Consider the following 15,425-nt stretch of genomic DNA (forward strand, 5'->3'; position numbering starts at 1 on the left):
GACTCGTCCTATCCTACACGGAAGCACGTGAAGGCTAGAACGCGCCCGCAGAGGGGTTGGCATCTACCTGTACGGTGCGGGTATCGCCCTCGGCGGAGGAGTCGAGCTCCTCCGCGTCCTGGACTTCCTTCGGTGCTTCGGCCGGGTCCGCGCCCTTGATCATCCAGATGATGGTGTCGAGCTCCTCCGGCTTAACCAGAACCTCGCGCGCCTTAGAGCCCTCAGACGGGCCAACAACACCGCGGGATTCCATGAGGTCCATAAGCCGGCCTGCCTTGGCAAAGCCGATGCGCAGCTTGCGCTGGAGCATCGACGTCGAGCCCAGCTGGGAGGTGACCACCAAGTCGACGGCCTCGAGGAGGTCGTCCATGTCCTTGCCAATCTCCTCGTCGATCTCCTTCTTGGCCTCGGAGGACTTGTCGTCCGTAACACCCTCGGTGTAGTTCGGAGTGCCTTGGGCCTTTGCGGCGTCGACAACCGCCTGCACCTCTTCGTCGGAGACGAACGCGCCCTGCATACGGACCGGGCGGCCACCCTGCGGAATGAAGAGGCCGTCGCCCATGCCGATGAGCTTCTCGGCACCGCCCTGGTCCAGGATGACGCGGGAGTCCGTCAGCGAGGAGGTCGCAAACGCCAGGCGGGACGGCACGTTGGTCTTGATGAGACCGGTGACAACGTCGACAGACGGGCGCTGCGTTGCCAGCACCAGGTGAATGCCTGCGGCACGCGCCTTCTGAGTGATGCGGACGATCGAGTCCTCGATCTCCTTCGGCGCGGTCATCATGAGGTCAGCCAGCTCGTCGACGACACACACGATGTACGGGTACGGCCGCATTTCTCGCTGGGAGCCAGCCGGGGCCTGGTATTCGCCAGTGCGCACCTTGCGGTTGAAGTCCTCGATCTTGCGCACGCGGGCAGCCTGCATGTCCATGTAGCGCTGCTCCATCTCCTCCACCAGCCACTGCAGTGCGGCGGCAGCCTTCTTCGGCTGCGTAATGATCGGAGTGATGAGGTGCGGGATGCCCTCGTACGGCGTGAGCTCCACCATCTTCGGATCCACCAGGATAAGCCGCACGTCCTCCGGGGTAGCACGCGTCAGGAGAGACACGAGCATGGAGTTGACGAACGCCGACTTACCGGAACCAGTTGCACCAGCAACGAGAAGGTGCGGCATCTTCTTCACGGAGAAGGACGTGTACTGGCCCTCAATGTCCTTGCCCAAGCCGATAAGCATCGGGTCGTGGTCCGCGCGCAGTGCCGGGGAATCCAGAACGTCGCGCAGGCGCACCATCTCACGGTCAGCATTGGGTACCTCAATACCGACGGCGGACTTGCCCGGAATGGGCGTCAGAAGGCGCAGGTTATCCGTGGCCACGGCGTATGCCAGGTTGGACTGGAGGTTGGTAATCTTCGACACCTTCACGCCCGGGCCCAGCTCAATCTCGTAACGCGTGACTGTCGGGCCACGGCTGAAGCCGGTGACCTGGGCATTGACCTTGAATTCCTCGAAGACCTCGGTAATGGCCTCGATAATGCGGTCGTTGGCTTCGGTGCGGGCCATGGCGGGCTTGCCAGCAGTCAGCAGGTCCGTCGTCGGCACGTCGTAGCCGCCGCCCATGGCGGTGTCTTCCGCACCGCTGGGAGTAGGCGCAACCTCCGGCGCCGCTTCCTCGGCTGGCTCCTCTACCTTCCCGCCCGTCGTGGCGTCCCGCCCGGAGCGCTGCTGGAAGAGCCGCACGGCCTCGGCGTGAGCGGCGGAGACAGCATCCCCCGCCACGTCAGCCGCCGTCTCGGTCGCCTTGGCTGCTCCGGCAGTCTGGGCAGCCACCGCAGCGCTTTCCGACGCCGCCGCAGCACCCAACGCCGCACCCGCGGCACCGCCAACGGCGGAACGCTTGGCCGGCTTCGGCTCGATGACTTGAGTCGGCTCCGGCTCAGCGCTCACGGCCGGGAACTCATCGGTATCCCCAATGTCCTTGGCCGCGGGACGAGCCGGCTGGCGACCATACTGTACCGGTTCCTGAGGCTCCTCCTGCGGCTGCTCCGGCTGCTCCGGCTGCTCGACCTGTTGGGACACAGGCTGTGCTGCCGAATCGAAGGATACCGTCGCATTCGGGTCCGGCTGCGCTGCCGGGCGCGGGCGGCTTCGACGCGTCGCCTGGTAAGCGGGTCGCGCCGGACGTGCGGGGCGGACGGGGCGCTCGCGGCCTTCCGCAATGGCGTCGATGTCATCGGTGACATGACCGTAGTCATCATACACCAGCTCGTCATCGAAAGGTTCTTCGCGGCGACGGTCCAGCAGGCCCGCCACTTGGGCAGCCACAAAGTCATACGCTTCGCGCAGCGTGATTCCCGTGATGTTCAACGCTCCGTAGACAATGAGCAGGAACAACAGCGGAACGGCCACGTAGCTAGAGAATGCGGCAACCAGCAATTCACCAATGCCAAAGCCAATGGCGCCACCGGCTTCGCCGGCCGCGTTATCCTTCCAAGTCAGGTCCGGCAGGCCGGCAAAGATATGGATCAGGGAGAGCATGCACACTATGATCAACGCGGTACCGCCGGCGACGCGGGACTTGAAATGACCCGCCGGGCCAGACAGATCCATCATGAGGGCAATAGCTACCGCCACCAGCGCGATAGGCAACACGTAGGCGCCTGCACCAATTACGTAGCGCACGGCATTGGTGAGGTATTCACCAATAACTCCAGCAACCTGGAACCAGGTCGCGCACGCCAGAACAATGGCCACGCCGATGAGCACGAGGGCCACCGCGTCCGGGTTGGACACGTGAATGCTCTTCTCCCCGCTCTCTTCGCGGCGCGAGATCACCGTCGTCGGGACGTCATCCTCCACGATGTCCTGAGCGCGCGTTACCTTGCTTCGTTTCGCGTTCTTCTTTGCGCCATTCTTCGACCCCTTGGCTGAACCCGTGTGCTTGTCACCCCGCGCAGAAATTTCCCCTGGCTCCCTAATCTCGTCGTAATCCTCGTACTCGTCGTACCCATAAGAATCATAGGTGCTGCCGTAGACATCCTCGTCCCGGCTCCCGTCCGCAGCTGGCTTGAGGCCGTTTATGCCATGCCCCACTCCGCGCGCGATAGTGCCCACCCCCTTCGCGGTAGCGCCGAATGCACTACCCAAGACTCGCCCGACGGGACGAAAGGCGCTGCCGGTCCTCTCCTGGGAGGTCTCGGCAGCGCGAGTGGCGGACGTCAGCGAATAGCTCGAACGACCTGATGGGCGTGAACGATCACGGCCACGGCCGGACGCGCGAGACGGGGCATTTTTGACAGACATGTCTGTCACTCTAGTAGCTAAAACACCACTAACAACATAAGCAACACGTGTGTGGCGGAGATTTTAGCGAGTTCAGCCTACAGGCTTGACCTATGGATCGCGGAGGTGTCGCCCTCAATCTCTACATGGGCCGCATCGCGCCCAAAGGCCCAGAGCAGAAGCTCCGGAACGGAGCCACGCACGCGCACCACAGCATCGCCCTTCTTTGCCACGCCGTTCTTATCCGCTGTGACCAGTGGCTGAAATCCGGCAGGTTCCAGCACGACCGGCATCGTGGACTTCGCCAGCATCCCCGGCGCCATCCGCTTGAGCTGGGTGTGTAGTTGCTCGATCACTGCCTGCGAGAAGTCCCTTTCCTCCGTGCGGCCATTGGCGCGGCGAATGTCTTCGTGGTGCACAAAGTGCTCGGCGCCATTAAGCAGGGAATCAACATAGCGGAACGGGTTGAACTTCCCCGCTCCCCTGCCCCACGCGTCAACAAGATCATCGAAGTCACGCTCAAGTACCTGGGCGGTTACCTCGTCTAGATGCGAGGCCAGCGGCGAGAGAAACAGTCCCGCAGCTGCATCCAGACGGTTTTCGCGCACCCACAGGTGGGCGGCAAGGTCTTTGGTAGACCAGCCTTCGCACAACGTGGGGGCGTCCGGGCCAAGCTCATGAAATAGCGCAACCATCTTGGCGCGCTCAGCAGATGAAAACGACATGCACCCCAGCATACCTACGGGCGGTAGGAACGCTGGGGTGCTGTGCGCTGGGCGCTTAACGCTTAGAGGGACTCGCGGGCGGATTCCACTTCGTCGTCGTCAAGCTCGAGCGTGTCCGAATTCGTCGGCACAATGGTCGGCAGAATCACCGGCTCACGCTTGTACTTGGAGTCCATGAGCTTGGACACCTTGCGGCGAATCTTCTGGACCATACGGTAGGTATCGTTCTCACCCTCCGCTGCCAAGTCGTTCATGGTGTTTTCCACCAACTCCGCCACCTCGGGCACAATGCCGCGGTCATCGTCCGAGAAGCCCGTGGTCGACACCGCCGGGTGCTCCAGCAGACGGGAGGTGCGGTTGTCGATGACACAGGTAATGGACACCACGCCGCCGGCACCCAGGTTGGTGCGGTCAGCCAGCGTATCTGCATCGACATCGCCCATGGACACACCGTCGACGTACAGGTTGCCCACCGGAATCTGGCCGACAACCTCGGCGCGGTTGTTGCGAAGGTCAACCACGACACCGTTCTGCGCCAGGACCACGCGGTCACGGGCCACGCCCGTGGAGATTGCGAGTTCCTTGTTGGCGCGCAGGTGGCGCCACTCGCCGTGCACCGGCATGGCGTTCTTCGGGCGGGCCGCGTTGTACAGGAACAGCAGCTCGCCGCCGTAGCCGTGACCGGAAGCGTGAACCTTGGCTTCCTTGTTCGTCACCACCTCAGCACCGATCTGGGACAGCATGTTGATCACACCGTAGACGGCCTCTTCATTGCCCGGAATGAGCGAGGAGGAGAAGACGATCAGGTCGCCATCGCGGACGGTGATCTGGCGGTGCTCGCGGCGCGCCATGCGGGACAAGGCGGCCATCGGCTCGCCCTGCGTACCGGTGGTGATGAGCAGGACCTTGTACGGCGCCATCTTTGCGGCCTCATCGATCGGGATGATGGTGCCGCGCGGCACCTTGAGGAAGCCCATCTTCTCGGCGATTTCCATGTTGCGCATCATGGAGCGGCCGTTGAAGGCAACCTTGCGCCCGGCGTCCACGGCGGCGTCGATAGCCGCCTGCACGCGGTAGACGTTGGAGGCGAAGGAGGCGATGATAACGCGCTGCTTCGCACCGGAGACGAGGCGACGGAAGGTGGCCGGAATGTCGCCCTCGGAGGCAGAAACGCCCGGAATGTTGGCGTTCGTGGAGTCACAGAGCATGAGATCCACGCCCTCGTCACCGTAACGGGACAGGGCCGGCAGGTCCGTCGGGCGGTTATCCAGCGGTGTCTGGTCCAGCTTGATGTCACCGGTGTGGATGATGTTGCCAGCCGGGGTACCCAGCATGATGCCGAGAGCATCCGGAACGGAGTGGTTCACTGCCCAGAAGCGGCAGCGGAACGGGCCGTAGTTGACGTCCGACTTTTCGTTGACCTCAACGAACTTCGGCTTCTGGCGGTGCTCCTTACACTTCGCAGCGATGAGCGCAATGGTGAAGCGGGAGGCCACGATCGGGATGTCCGGGCGCAGCTTGAGCAGCCACGGGATAGCACCGATGTGATCCTCGTGCGCGTGCGTGACCACAAGGGCCTTGATCTTGTGGATCTTCTTCTCGATCGGACCAAAGTCCGGCAGGATGAGGTCTACGCCCGGCTCACCCGAGGACGGGAAGAGCACGCCACAGTCGATGATCAGGAGATCATCCTGGTACTCAAAGACGGTCATGTTTCGGCCGATCTCCGAGATGCCGCCGAGGGCGTAGATGCGCAGGGCATCCTTCGGCTGCTTCGGCGGCTCCGGCAGGCGCTTGGTCAAATCCGCACCCTGCATCGACTTCGGCACGTTGCGGCGACCGCGATTGTTGTTGCGGTTGCGGCCGTTGTTCTTGCCACCATTGTTGCCGTTATTACCGTTGTGGCCGTTGCCATTGTTGCCGCCATTGCCACCGCGGCCGCGACCACGGCCGCCGCGGGAACCGCGGGAGCGGGAACGACGGTTATTGTTGTTGCCGTCGTTACGAGATTCATTGCGGGATTCGTTGCGGGACTCACCGTTGGAATCGTTGCGCGAATCCTTGCCGGATCCTTCCGAGGCACTCGGTGCTTGGAAAACCGGCGAAGCCGCCTCATTCGAGGCGGTCTCAGTCTCCGCAGGCGGACCCGCCTTTCGGGTCACCTTGCGGGAACGGTTACGGGGTTCAGTCATTCTTAAAGGACTCCAGCCTTCTCCATATCGTGGCGGAGAGCCTCGACCTCGTCCGCGTTGGCCGCGGACACAGGGAGGCGAGGTTCTCCTACTTCCATGCCCTGCAGAGGCAGGGCAGCCTTAACAAGAGCTACTCCACCCAGGCGGCCTTGCGCCTGGATGAGAGGGGTTAAAGTTTTCGCGTTGATCTCTCGTGCGCGGGCAATATCGCCCTCGTCAAAAGCAACGTAGAGATCAGCCAGGGCACGCGGCGCAAGGTGGCCCACCACAGAAATGACGCCGGACGCGCCGAGGGAAAGCCACGGCAGGTTCAGTCCATCATCTCCGGAGTACCACGCCAGGCCGGTCTCCTGGATTAGGGGTGCGGCCGCGGTCAGATCGCCCTTGGCGTCCTTCACGGCCTGGATGTTCGGCACTTCCGCAAGGCGAAGAAGCGTCTCCGTCTCAATCGGAATGCCCGAGCGGCCAGGGATGTCGTAGAGACAAATAGGTAGGTCTACGGCGTCAGCCACGGCGGTGAAGTGCGCGTACACACCAGCCTGCGAGGGCTTGGAGTAGTACGGGGTAACAACCAAGAGGCTATCCGCACCTGCGTCAGCGAAGGCACGTGCTGCCTCGATGCTGCTGGCGGTGTTGTTGGTTCCAGCGCCGGCACACAGCCGCGCGCGGTCCCCTACCTCTTCCTTCACAGCCGCAAACAGCGTCAGTTTTTCATCCAGCGACGTGGTCGGTGACTCACCCGTGGTTCCTGCCAGGATGAGGGAATCGATGCCGTTGTCTACAAGATGAGCCGCGAGGCGGCGACCCGTGTCCACGTCCAGCGCGCCATCCCGGTCAAACGGGGTGACCATGGCTACGCCGACGCGTCCGAAGATATCGACACCTGTCTGTGCTGTCATACCTGTGCTCATAGGCGTCAAGATTACCCGCTTTGCCCCTTCTTGGCCGCATCGGGGGCCTGCGCGCGTCTTAAGCGTAGGGACTAGAGGCCATCTCGGTGCCGTCGGCGAGGGTGGAGATATGGAAATCGTCGAAAAGCACCGGCGATTTCTGCCGCAACAGCTTCAGACAGGTCACCGCCAACTCCCGCATCTCCGTATCCGCCTGCTCCGTGGCGCGCGCGCCGATGAAGTGACGCCACGCGCGATAGTTACCGGTGACGACAATGCGAGATTCGGTGAGGTTCGGCAACACGGCGCGGGCGGCCTGGCGCGCCTGCTTCTTGCGCAGCAGCGCGTTCGGTTCCTCCTCCAGCTTCGACTCCAGCGCATTGAGCAGTTCCTCGTAGACAAAGCGGGCGTCGTCGGCCGCCTGCAGTGTCAGCCGCGTAAGCTGCTCGTCTTCTGCGATAAGCTTCGGCAACACCACTTCCGTCTCCTCCGGATGCACGAAGCGCTGCGACAGCTGCGAGAAGGAAAAGTGGCGGTGCCGCACCAGCTCGTGGGTAGCCGAACGCGACAGACCCCGGATGTAGAGCGTGGCCGTGGCGTGCTCCAGCAGCGCATCGTGGCCGACCTCCAGAATATGGTGCAGGTAGGCCTGGTTCGACGCCGTGCGGGGGTTGGGCTTGTCGAAGGACTCGTAGCAGGCACGTCCGGCGAACTCCACGAGTGCCTCGCTTGCCGACGCCCCCGGGTCCACCTCCCACTCAACCCCCTGCGGCGCATGAAACTCCGTGGCGGCAATGAGCTGGACGTCGAGCTCTGTGACCTTTGCCATTACAGCCCCAGGTACTTTTCAAGACCCACGGTAAGCCCAGGGTGGGACTCGATAGCTCGCACACCCATGAGCACGCCCGGGGTAAAGGAGGAGCGATCGTAGGAATCCTGGCGGATGGTCAGGGACTGACCCTGGGTGCCGAAAATTACTTCTTCGTGCGCCACCATGCCCTGCATGCGCACGGCATGCACGTGGACGCCGTCGACATCCGCGCCGCGCGCGCCGTCGAGCGACTGCTCCGTCTTATCCGGCATCGGCCCAACGCCTGCTTCCTTGCGGGCGTTCGCAATGCCTTGTGCGGTGTGAACCGCGGTGCCCGACGGCGCATCGAGCTTGTTCGGGTGGTGGAACTCCACCACTTCAGCGGAATCAAAGTACTGTGCTGCCTGCGCCGCAAACACCATGGTCAACACTGCAGAGATGGCAAAGTTGGGGGCGATAAGGACGTGCCCGGCTCCGTCCTGCTTCGTCCACTCCTCCACCTGCGCCAAGCGCTCATCATCAAAGCCAGTGGTGCCCACGACCGCGTGAATGCCGTGAGCGATGCAGAAGTCGAGGTTTCCCATCACGGAGGCCGGCTGCGTAAAGTCGACGGCCACCTGAGCGCCTGCTTCAACAAGCTTCTCCAGCGGCGTATCGCGGTCGATCTCAGCCACCAGCTCTAGGTCCTCTGCAGCGTTAACACCTTCGACGATTGCCTGGCCCACGCGGCCCTTAGCGCCGAGGACGCCTACCTTGATAGTCATTCACAATCCCTTCACTCGCTGACATGCGGTTAACTCCGCCCAGTCTATCCCCGTCTGCCCACTTAGCTCTGACTGGGGCATCGCGGGCAAGAGTCTTTTTCCCGCCCAACCTAGCTACCCCCGCCGTCTTCGCGGCGCTTCCGCTAAAGTCCCAGCTCGGGCATACTCGAACATGCTGTCTAAAGTGGTGGTTGACACCCCCGTTCTACTCGCGTTAGGAATCTGATAATGCTTGAGGTATGGACCTGTAGTGGTGCTTGGGCTAGGATTCTAATTAGAACATTTCTTCTACATATAATCTTTCCCGGGGGACTCCATGACTACCAAAACCGTACTTCCACCAGCCTTCTTCGCCATCTCCAATCCTGAGAACCCGCACGCAGCCGCCCGCGCTATCGCACGCAAAGCCACCTTTGCCGCCTGGGAAGCTGCTACTCCCGCCCTTGAAGCTGACATAGACACCACAGCGCTCTCCCTCGCCACTGCTTGGTCCTTGACCGAGGGGCACATCAAGGCCGGCCTACGGGCACTTCTTCGTCTCGATAGCCTCCCTAAAGTCAAAGCACTACAAGCCGAGCACTGCTTGTTAGATATCGAATCACTGATCGCCATCGATCAGCCGATGTCCGCGCTTGCCGCCCCGTCGTCGGCCACACTTGACCTCATCGACAGCATGCTGGCGGACTACTTCTCCCCCACCAAGCCCAACCAAGTCTTTCCCAACCGCAGCCAAATACGCCGCAAAGTACGCGACCTCTGCAAGTCCCTGGATGACAGCATTGCGTACCGTGACACGCGGCCCAAAGACACCTACTCGTTTTCCAGCAACGGCACCCAAGCCTGGCTTGAGCTGGGGTTCGACGAGGACACTGGAATTAAGCTCGATGCGTACATCAGGAAGACCGCGTCCCAGCACGGGCTGTCTATCACCGATGCGATCAAGAAGCTTCTCAGCGGGGAGATTTCTCCTCCCGCCACCGTCATCCTCAACACGTATCGCGCCTGCGACGTAGACAATGCCCCTACCTACATTGACGGTTTCGGCTGGCGCCAAGCACCGCTTCCTCACGACAAGGTCCGGGATCTCACCACTCCTAGTGCGGAGAGCGACAACTACCGGCCGGGAGTTCCGATGCGTAAAGAGGTAGAAGGCCGCGATGGGTCGTGCCGGGCCGGTGGCTGCACTGAGCCTGCTGTAAGCTCCCAGCTCGACCACCGCCACAATTACTCCGAGGGCGGGGCTACCCACCCCAGCAACCTGGCTTGCTTGTGTCAAAAGCACCACAACATGAAGACCGACGGCACTCTCCACTACCTACTCGACCCCTACACCGGGGATGTCATCTGGTTGTTTGAGGATGGAACGTGGTGCATGACCGAGGCTGAAGGCCCGCTGTCACCGAAGGAAAAGCGCTGGGCACAGACTGTGGGACAACACGTCACTGCGACGCGTAAGCGGGTTCGCGAAGAAGCCCAAAAGCTCAAGCAAGAGCTTGATGACTACAACGCCGAGCAGAAAGCAAAGGCTGAGGCTGAGGCCAAAGCCTCACAGGACGACGACACCGACGACGTTCCGTTCTAAGAATCAGGTTCGACCTAAATGTCGTCGTATAAAACGACGACAGAAAGAAAGTCGAAACAGAAAGGAGGTCTACACATTCCGGCCGCCGTGATTACGATCGCGCACATGCAGGTCTTTATTGCGTCAGTTTTCGTCGATGACGTCGCCCATGGCGACTTCCGGTGGCTGACCGTCACCAACGCCGAAGGCGCACCCAGCGGCCAAGGACTATACGGCGGCGCTCAAAGCCGACGGTATTCCCGCAACCCAGTTCCTCTCGGAGGATGTGGAGAAGGAGTACGCCGAGCTCAGCGCGAAGGGCGTGCGCTTTGCTATGGAGCCAACCGACGTCGGCCCCTCCATCATCGCCGTATTCGATGACACGGTAGGTAACCTGATTCAGCTGGTCCAGCTCAAGCGATAGTTAGACCACGGTCATACCAAACACATAAGGGCCCTGCTCCCCAGCGAAAAAGGCTGGGATGCAGGGCCCTTCTGCGAGACCTAGTCTTCTTCGACCGGCACCAGGGAGATCTTGCCGCGGTTATCGATGTCCGCGATTTCCACCTGGATCTTGTCGCCGACGTTGACGACGTCCTCGACCTTCTCGATACGCTCGTCGCCACCCAGCTTGGAGATGTGGACGAGGCCATCGCGGCCCGGGGTCAGGGAGACGAAAGCGCCGAAGGCTACGGTCTTGACCACGGTGCCCAGGAAGCGCTCGCCTACCTTCGGCAGCTGCGGGTTGGCAATGCTGTTGACGCGCTCGATGGCGGCCTCAGCGGCCTCGCCGGTAGCGGCGGATACGTACACGGTGCCGTCCTCCTCGATGGAGACATCGGCGCCGGTTTCCTCGGTGATGGTGTTGATGGTCTTGCCCTTCGGGCCAATGAGCTCACCAATCTTGTTAACCGGGATGGTCACGGAGGTGATGCGCGGTGCAAGTCCGGACATCTCGTCCGGGCCCTCGATGACCTCGGCCATGGTCTCCAGGATGGCGGCGCGTGCGTCGCGGGCCTGCTCCAAGGCGTCGGCAAGCACGTGCGAAGGAATGCCATCCAGCTTGGTGTCCAGCTGCAGTGCGGTGATGAACTCGGAGGTACCGGCGACCTTGAAGTCCATATCGCCGAATGCGTCCTCGGCGCCGAGGATATCGGTCAGCGCCACGAACTTCTCCTTGCCCTTGACCTCGCCGGAGACCAGACCCATGGCGATGCCCGCCACCGGCGCCTTCAGCGGGACACCGGCGTTGTAGAGGGACAGGGTGGACGCGCAGACAGAACCCATCGAGGTCGAGCCGTTGGAGCCCAGGGCCTCGGAGACCTGACGGATGGCGTACGGGAAGTCTTCGCGGGACGGAATAACCGGCAGCAGGGCACGCTCAGCCAGCGCACCGTGGCCGATCTCGCGGCGCTTCGGGGAGCCCACGCGGCCGGTCTCACCGGTGGAGTACGGCGGGAAGTTGTAGTGGTGCATGTAGCGCTTCGACTCCACCGGGGTCAGGGAGTCGATCTGCTGCTCCATCTTGAGCATGTCCAGGGTGGTTACACCCAGGATCTGGGTCTCGCCGCGCTCGAACAGGGAGGAGCCGTGGGCGCGCGGAATGAGGTCCACCTCCACACCCAAGTCGCGGATGTCGGTCACGCCGCGGCCGTCGATGCGGAAGCCCTCGGTGAGGATCTTGGTGCGGACGATGGCCTTCATCAGGGCGTTGAAGGCGTTGCGGATCTGCTTGGAGGCGTCAGCCTCCTCGAGGTCATCGAACTCGTCGAGGAGATCGGCTTCCACCTGCTCCATGTACTCGTTCGTGGCGTCGTCACGGTCCTGCTTGCCCGGGATGGTCAGCAGCTTCTCCAGCTTCTTGGATGCTGCCTTCTCGACAGCCTCGTACACATCGTCGCTGTACGCCGGGAAGAGCGGGAACTCCTGGGTCTCCTTGGCGGCGCGCTCCGCCAGGCCAGCCTGGGCCTCGCACAGGGTCTTGATGAAGGGCTTCGCTGCCTCCAGGCCTTCGGCCACGGTGGACTCCTGCGGAGCCGGAGCGCCTTCCTTGATGCGCTCGGCCACGTTCACGCCGGCGCCTGCCTCCACCATCATGATGGCGACATCGTCCTTGCGGCCCTTCTTGACAATGCGGCCAGCCACCACCATCTCGAAAAGGGCACGCTCGTGCTGCTCGCTGTTCGGGAAGGCCACCCACTGGCCCTCCGGGTGCTTGTCATCGGCGATGAGCGCCATGCGCACGCCACCGACCGGGCCGGAGACCGGCAGACCGGACAACTGCGTGGAGGCGGACGCGCCGTTGATGGCCACGACGTCGTAGTACTCCTCCGGGTCCATTGACAGTACGGTCACGACGACCTGAACCTCGTTGCGCAGCCCCTTGACAAAGGTCGGGCGCAGGGGACGGTCAATGAGGCGGCAGGCCAGGATGGCCTCGGTGGAGGGACGGCCCTCGCGGCGGAAGAAGGAACCCGGGATCTTGCCCGCGGCGTACATGCGCTCCTCCACGTCCACGGTCAGCGGGAAGAAGTCGAAGCCCTCGCGCGGCTGGTTGGACGCCGTGGTGGTGGACAGGAGCATGGTGTCCTCATCCAGGTAGGTGGTCACGGAGCCACCGGCCTGGCGGGCGAGCTGGCCCGTTTCGAAGCGAATGGTGCGGGTACCAAAATCGCCATTGTCCAGGGTGGCGATGGCCTCGGTGATACCGAAATCATCGTCGATAGCGAACTCGACGTTGTGCTGTGCAGCGTTCTTCGGGTTCTTAGCGTTCTTAGCGTTTCTTGCGCTCATCTACGTGACTCTCCTTGGAGTTGTCGTGGCGATCTTCGGTGCCGCCTACTGGTGTTCTTATTTCAACAACGCCCCAAGATTTTAGCAGAAAACACAAGAAGACCCCCGCCACGTGGGCGGGGGTTGACGTCGCGCGCTAGCTTAGCGGCGCAGACCCAGACGAGAAATCAGGTCACGGTAACGGTCGACGTCGTTCGCAGCCAGGTACTTCAGCATGTTACGACGACGACCAACCATCAGCAGCAGACCACGACGGGAGTGGTGATCGTGCTTGTGATCCTTGAGGTGCTCGGTCAGGGTGTTGATGCGGGAGGTCAGCAGGGCAACCTGTGCCTCCGGGGAGCCGGTATCGGTCTCGTGCAGGCCGAACTCCTTGAGGATTTCAGCCTTCTTCTCGGTGGTCAAAGCCATGGAAAAATCTCCTATATATTTCAGTCCACATAAAAGTAAGCGCGCACTACGCGCTGCCTGTAACTGCTGTGGACCGCAGTCAGCAAGCCAACGCTTAACTATAGAGGCTGGTGAGCTTCGACATCAAATCATCGACGAAGCGCAGCGCGTCCACTCCCACCGCCACCCGGGTGGTGGCCGCCTCCCCGAGGCGCTCCGGGTCACCGATGGTGCGGCCATTTTCTTCGCAGCGCAGGTTCATCTCCAGACAGGTCACCAGGGACGGGTCCGCCGCGACGGCCACCGCGAGGGGATCGTGCAGACCACAGCCACCGAGGTGCGGCGACGTGGTGGCATAGGCGCCGATGTAGTAATCCACGATATCGGCGAAGACGCGCCCGGCGTGGGAGGTTCGCCACTGCCGCGTGTGCTCCTTGGTCAACAGCGTGCGCAGCGTGACATCGAGCCCCACCATGGTGAGGTCCTGGGCGTGGCGGAAGACGTAGTCGGTCGCCTCCGGGTCCTGCCACACGTTGGCCTCGGCATACGGGGTGACGTTGCCGGGGACGGTCAGCGCGCCGCCCATCATGACGAGGTGGGCGTTGCGCGCGAACTCCGGGTCCTTCCGCATTGCGGCAGCGCAGCTTGTCGACGGCCCCGTGGGCACAATCACCAGGTCATCGCCATGCTCGCGGACCGACTGGAGGAGAAAGTCCACGGCATCGCCCTGCGGGGCGCGGCGTGGGGGCGGAAGTAGGACCTCGCCCAGGCCGTTGCGGCCGTGGATGAAGGCGGAGATGTCAGCCACCTGAAAGCCCTCGCGCACGGGTCCCACGAAGACGGGCACATCGTCGGCGCCGAGAAGCTCGAGCAGCGCCTGCGAGTTGCGCACGCCCAGCTCCACCGGGACGTTGCCGTACGTGCCGGTCACGCCGATGAGCTCGAGGTCCGGATGCGCCAGGGCGTAGGCCAGCGCCATGGCGTCGTCGATACCCGTATCGAGGTCGAGGATGATCTTGGTCATCTAGGACTCCTTCGCCAGAATCTCGCGGACCTTGTCCACGTCGCGGGCCATGGCGGCGAGCAGCTCCTCGACGGAGTTGAACTTCTCCATGTCTCGCACGTGATCAACAAAGCGGACCGTCGCCTCATGCCCGTAGAGGTCGGCATGGCGGTCCAGGACGAAGGACTCCACGGAACGCTCCTCATCACCAAAGGTCGGGTTGGTCCCCACGGAAATCGCCGCGGGGTACGCCACGCCCGCCTCCATGTCACCGTCCACTGGGGCGTCGGTGGGCTCGATGACGAACCAGCCGGCGTAGACGCCATCGGCCGGAATGGCCACAGAATCCGGGAAGTATTGATTGGCGGTGGGATAGCCCAGCTCCTTGCCGCCGCGTCCGGCGCCGCGCACGACCGGCCCCGTGACAGTGAAATGGCGGCCCAGCGCCCAGTTCGCGCTGGCAATATCGCCCCGCGCCAGTGCGGCGCGAATGTTGGTGGAGCAGATGCGCTGTCCGGCGTCGTCAAGCAACGGCACAATCTCCACGCCGAAGCCCAGCTGCTCCCCAAATTGGGAGAGCGCGGTGGCGGTTCCGGACGCCCCAGCTCCGAAGGTGAAGTTCTCCCCCACCACGACGTGCTCGGCGTGGAGACTGTTCACCAGGAGCGTGTCCACGTACTCGCGCGGACCCAGGCCGCGCAGCTCGCGGGTGAAATCGATAACGAGCACGGCATCAATCCCCAGCTCTTCTGCCAGCTGCAGGCGGCGCTCCACGGTAATGACGGCCAGCGGGGCGCGCTCGGGCAGGAAAACGGACACCGGGTGCGGGTCGAAGGTGACCATGACGGCGCGGTGGTCATTCTCGCGCGCGTTCTGCACCGTCGCGGCGACGAGCTGCTGGTGGCCGCGGTGCAGGCCGTCGAAGACTCCGATGGTCACCGACGTCGGGCCAAGGTCCGCGGGGATGCTGTCGATTCCGTACCAAATATCCACGGGCACCATGCTATCCCACTCTG

At 62.8% G+C, this 15,425-nt stretch carries 12 protein-coding genes; 2 read left to right on the forward strand and 10 right to left on the reverse strand.

All coding sequences use genetic code 11. The features are described 5' to 3' along the window. Positions 1–34 precede the first annotated feature (34 nt). The 6 genes from ACKFR8_RS03970 to dapB all read right to left on the reverse strand — a co-directional run bounded on the left by ACKFR8_RS03970 (position 35) and on the right by dapB (position 8,662). Positions 35–3,301, reverse strand: a complete 3,267-nt coding sequence (locus ACKFR8_RS03970; RefSeq protein ID WP_408930624.1) for a DNA translocase FtsK — start codon at positions 3,299–3,301, stop codon at positions 35–37. A gap of 77 nt (positions 3,302–3,378) precedes the next feature. After that, a complete protein-coding gene (locus tag ACKFR8_RS03975) occupies positions 3,379–4,017 on the reverse strand; it encodes a TIGR03085 family metal-binding protein (RefSeq protein WP_408930625.1) in 639 nt (212 codons plus the stop codon). Between the two features lie 50 nt (positions 4,018–4,067). Then, a complete protein-coding gene (locus ACKFR8_RS03980; protein WP_408930626.1) occupies positions 4,068–6,197 on the reverse strand; it encodes a ribonuclease J in 2,130 nt (709 codons plus the stop codon). 2 nt (positions 6,198–6,199) lie between these two features. Further along, the gene (dapA, locus tag ACKFR8_RS03985; RefSeq protein WP_408930627.1) at positions 6,200–7,108 is read right to left on the reverse strand and encodes a 4-hydroxy-tetrahydrodipicolinate synthase; all 909 of its coding nucleotides are present in this window, start codon (positions 7,106–7,108) and stop codon (positions 6,200–6,202) included. A 58-nt stretch (positions 7,109–7,166) separates the two neighbouring features. Then, complete coding sequence (thyX, locus tag ACKFR8_RS03990) at positions 7,167–7,916, reverse strand: FAD-dependent thymidylate synthase (protein WP_408930628.1); 750 nt, start codon at positions 7,914–7,916, stop codon at positions 7,167–7,169. Then, positions 7,916–8,662 (reverse strand): 4-hydroxy-tetrahydrodipicolinate reductase, encoded by a 747-nt coding sequence (gene dapB, locus ACKFR8_RS03995; protein ID WP_408930629.1) that lies wholly within the window; start codon positions 8,660–8,662, stop codon positions 7,916–7,918. The genes thyX and dapB overlap by 1 nt, the downstream gene beginning before the upstream one ends. A 316-nt stretch (positions 8,663–8,978) precedes the next feature. Between dapB and ACKFR8_RS04000 the strand changes: the two genes are divergently transcribed. After that, entirely contained in the window at positions 8,979–10,244 is a 1,266-nt protein-coding gene (locus tag ACKFR8_RS04000; protein ID WP_408930630.1) for an HNH endonuclease signature motif containing protein, read from the forward strand. 235 nt (positions 10,245–10,479) lie between these two features. Beyond that, on the forward strand, positions 10,480–10,647 hold the full coding sequence (locus tag ACKFR8_RS04005) for a VOC family protein (RefSeq protein WP_408930982.1): 168 nt from the start codon (positions 10,480–10,482) through the stop codon (positions 10,645–10,647). Between the two features lie 80 nt (positions 10,648–10,727). On the opposite strand, the gene ACKFR8_RS04010 is transcribed toward ACKFR8_RS04005, so the two are convergent. The 4 genes from ACKFR8_RS04010 to ACKFR8_RS04025 all read right to left on the reverse strand — a co-directional run bounded on the left by ACKFR8_RS04010 (position 10,728) and on the right by ACKFR8_RS04025 (position 15,411). Then, positions 10,728–13,016 carry a polyribonucleotide nucleotidyltransferase gene (locus ACKFR8_RS04010; protein WP_408930631.1) on the reverse strand — a complete coding sequence of 763 codons (2,289 nt, stop codon included), beginning with the start codon at positions 13,014–13,016 and terminating at the stop codon, positions 10,728–10,730. Between the two features lie 141 nt (positions 13,017–13,157). Continuing rightward, the gene (gene rpsO, locus ACKFR8_RS04015; RefSeq protein WP_296130815.1) at positions 13,158–13,427 is read right to left on the reverse strand and encodes a 30S ribosomal protein S15; all 270 of its coding nucleotides are present in this window, start codon (positions 13,425–13,427) and stop codon (positions 13,158–13,160) included. A gap of 94 nt (positions 13,428–13,521) precedes the next feature. Then, the gene (locus ACKFR8_RS04020) at positions 13,522–14,430 is read right to left on the reverse strand and encodes a nucleoside hydrolase (RefSeq protein WP_408930632.1); all 909 of its coding nucleotides are present in this window, start codon (positions 14,428–14,430) and stop codon (positions 13,522–13,524) included. Next, a complete protein-coding gene (locus ACKFR8_RS04025; protein WP_408930633.1) occupies positions 14,431–15,411 on the reverse strand; it encodes a bifunctional riboflavin kinase/FAD synthetase in 981 nt (326 codons plus the stop codon). Between the last annotated feature and the right edge of the window lie 14 nt (positions 15,412–15,425).

Source organism: Corynebacterium axilliensis, assembly GCF_046097495.1.
Classification (GTDB): Bacteria; Actinomycetota; Actinomycetes; order Mycobacteriales; family Mycobacteriaceae; genus Corynebacterium.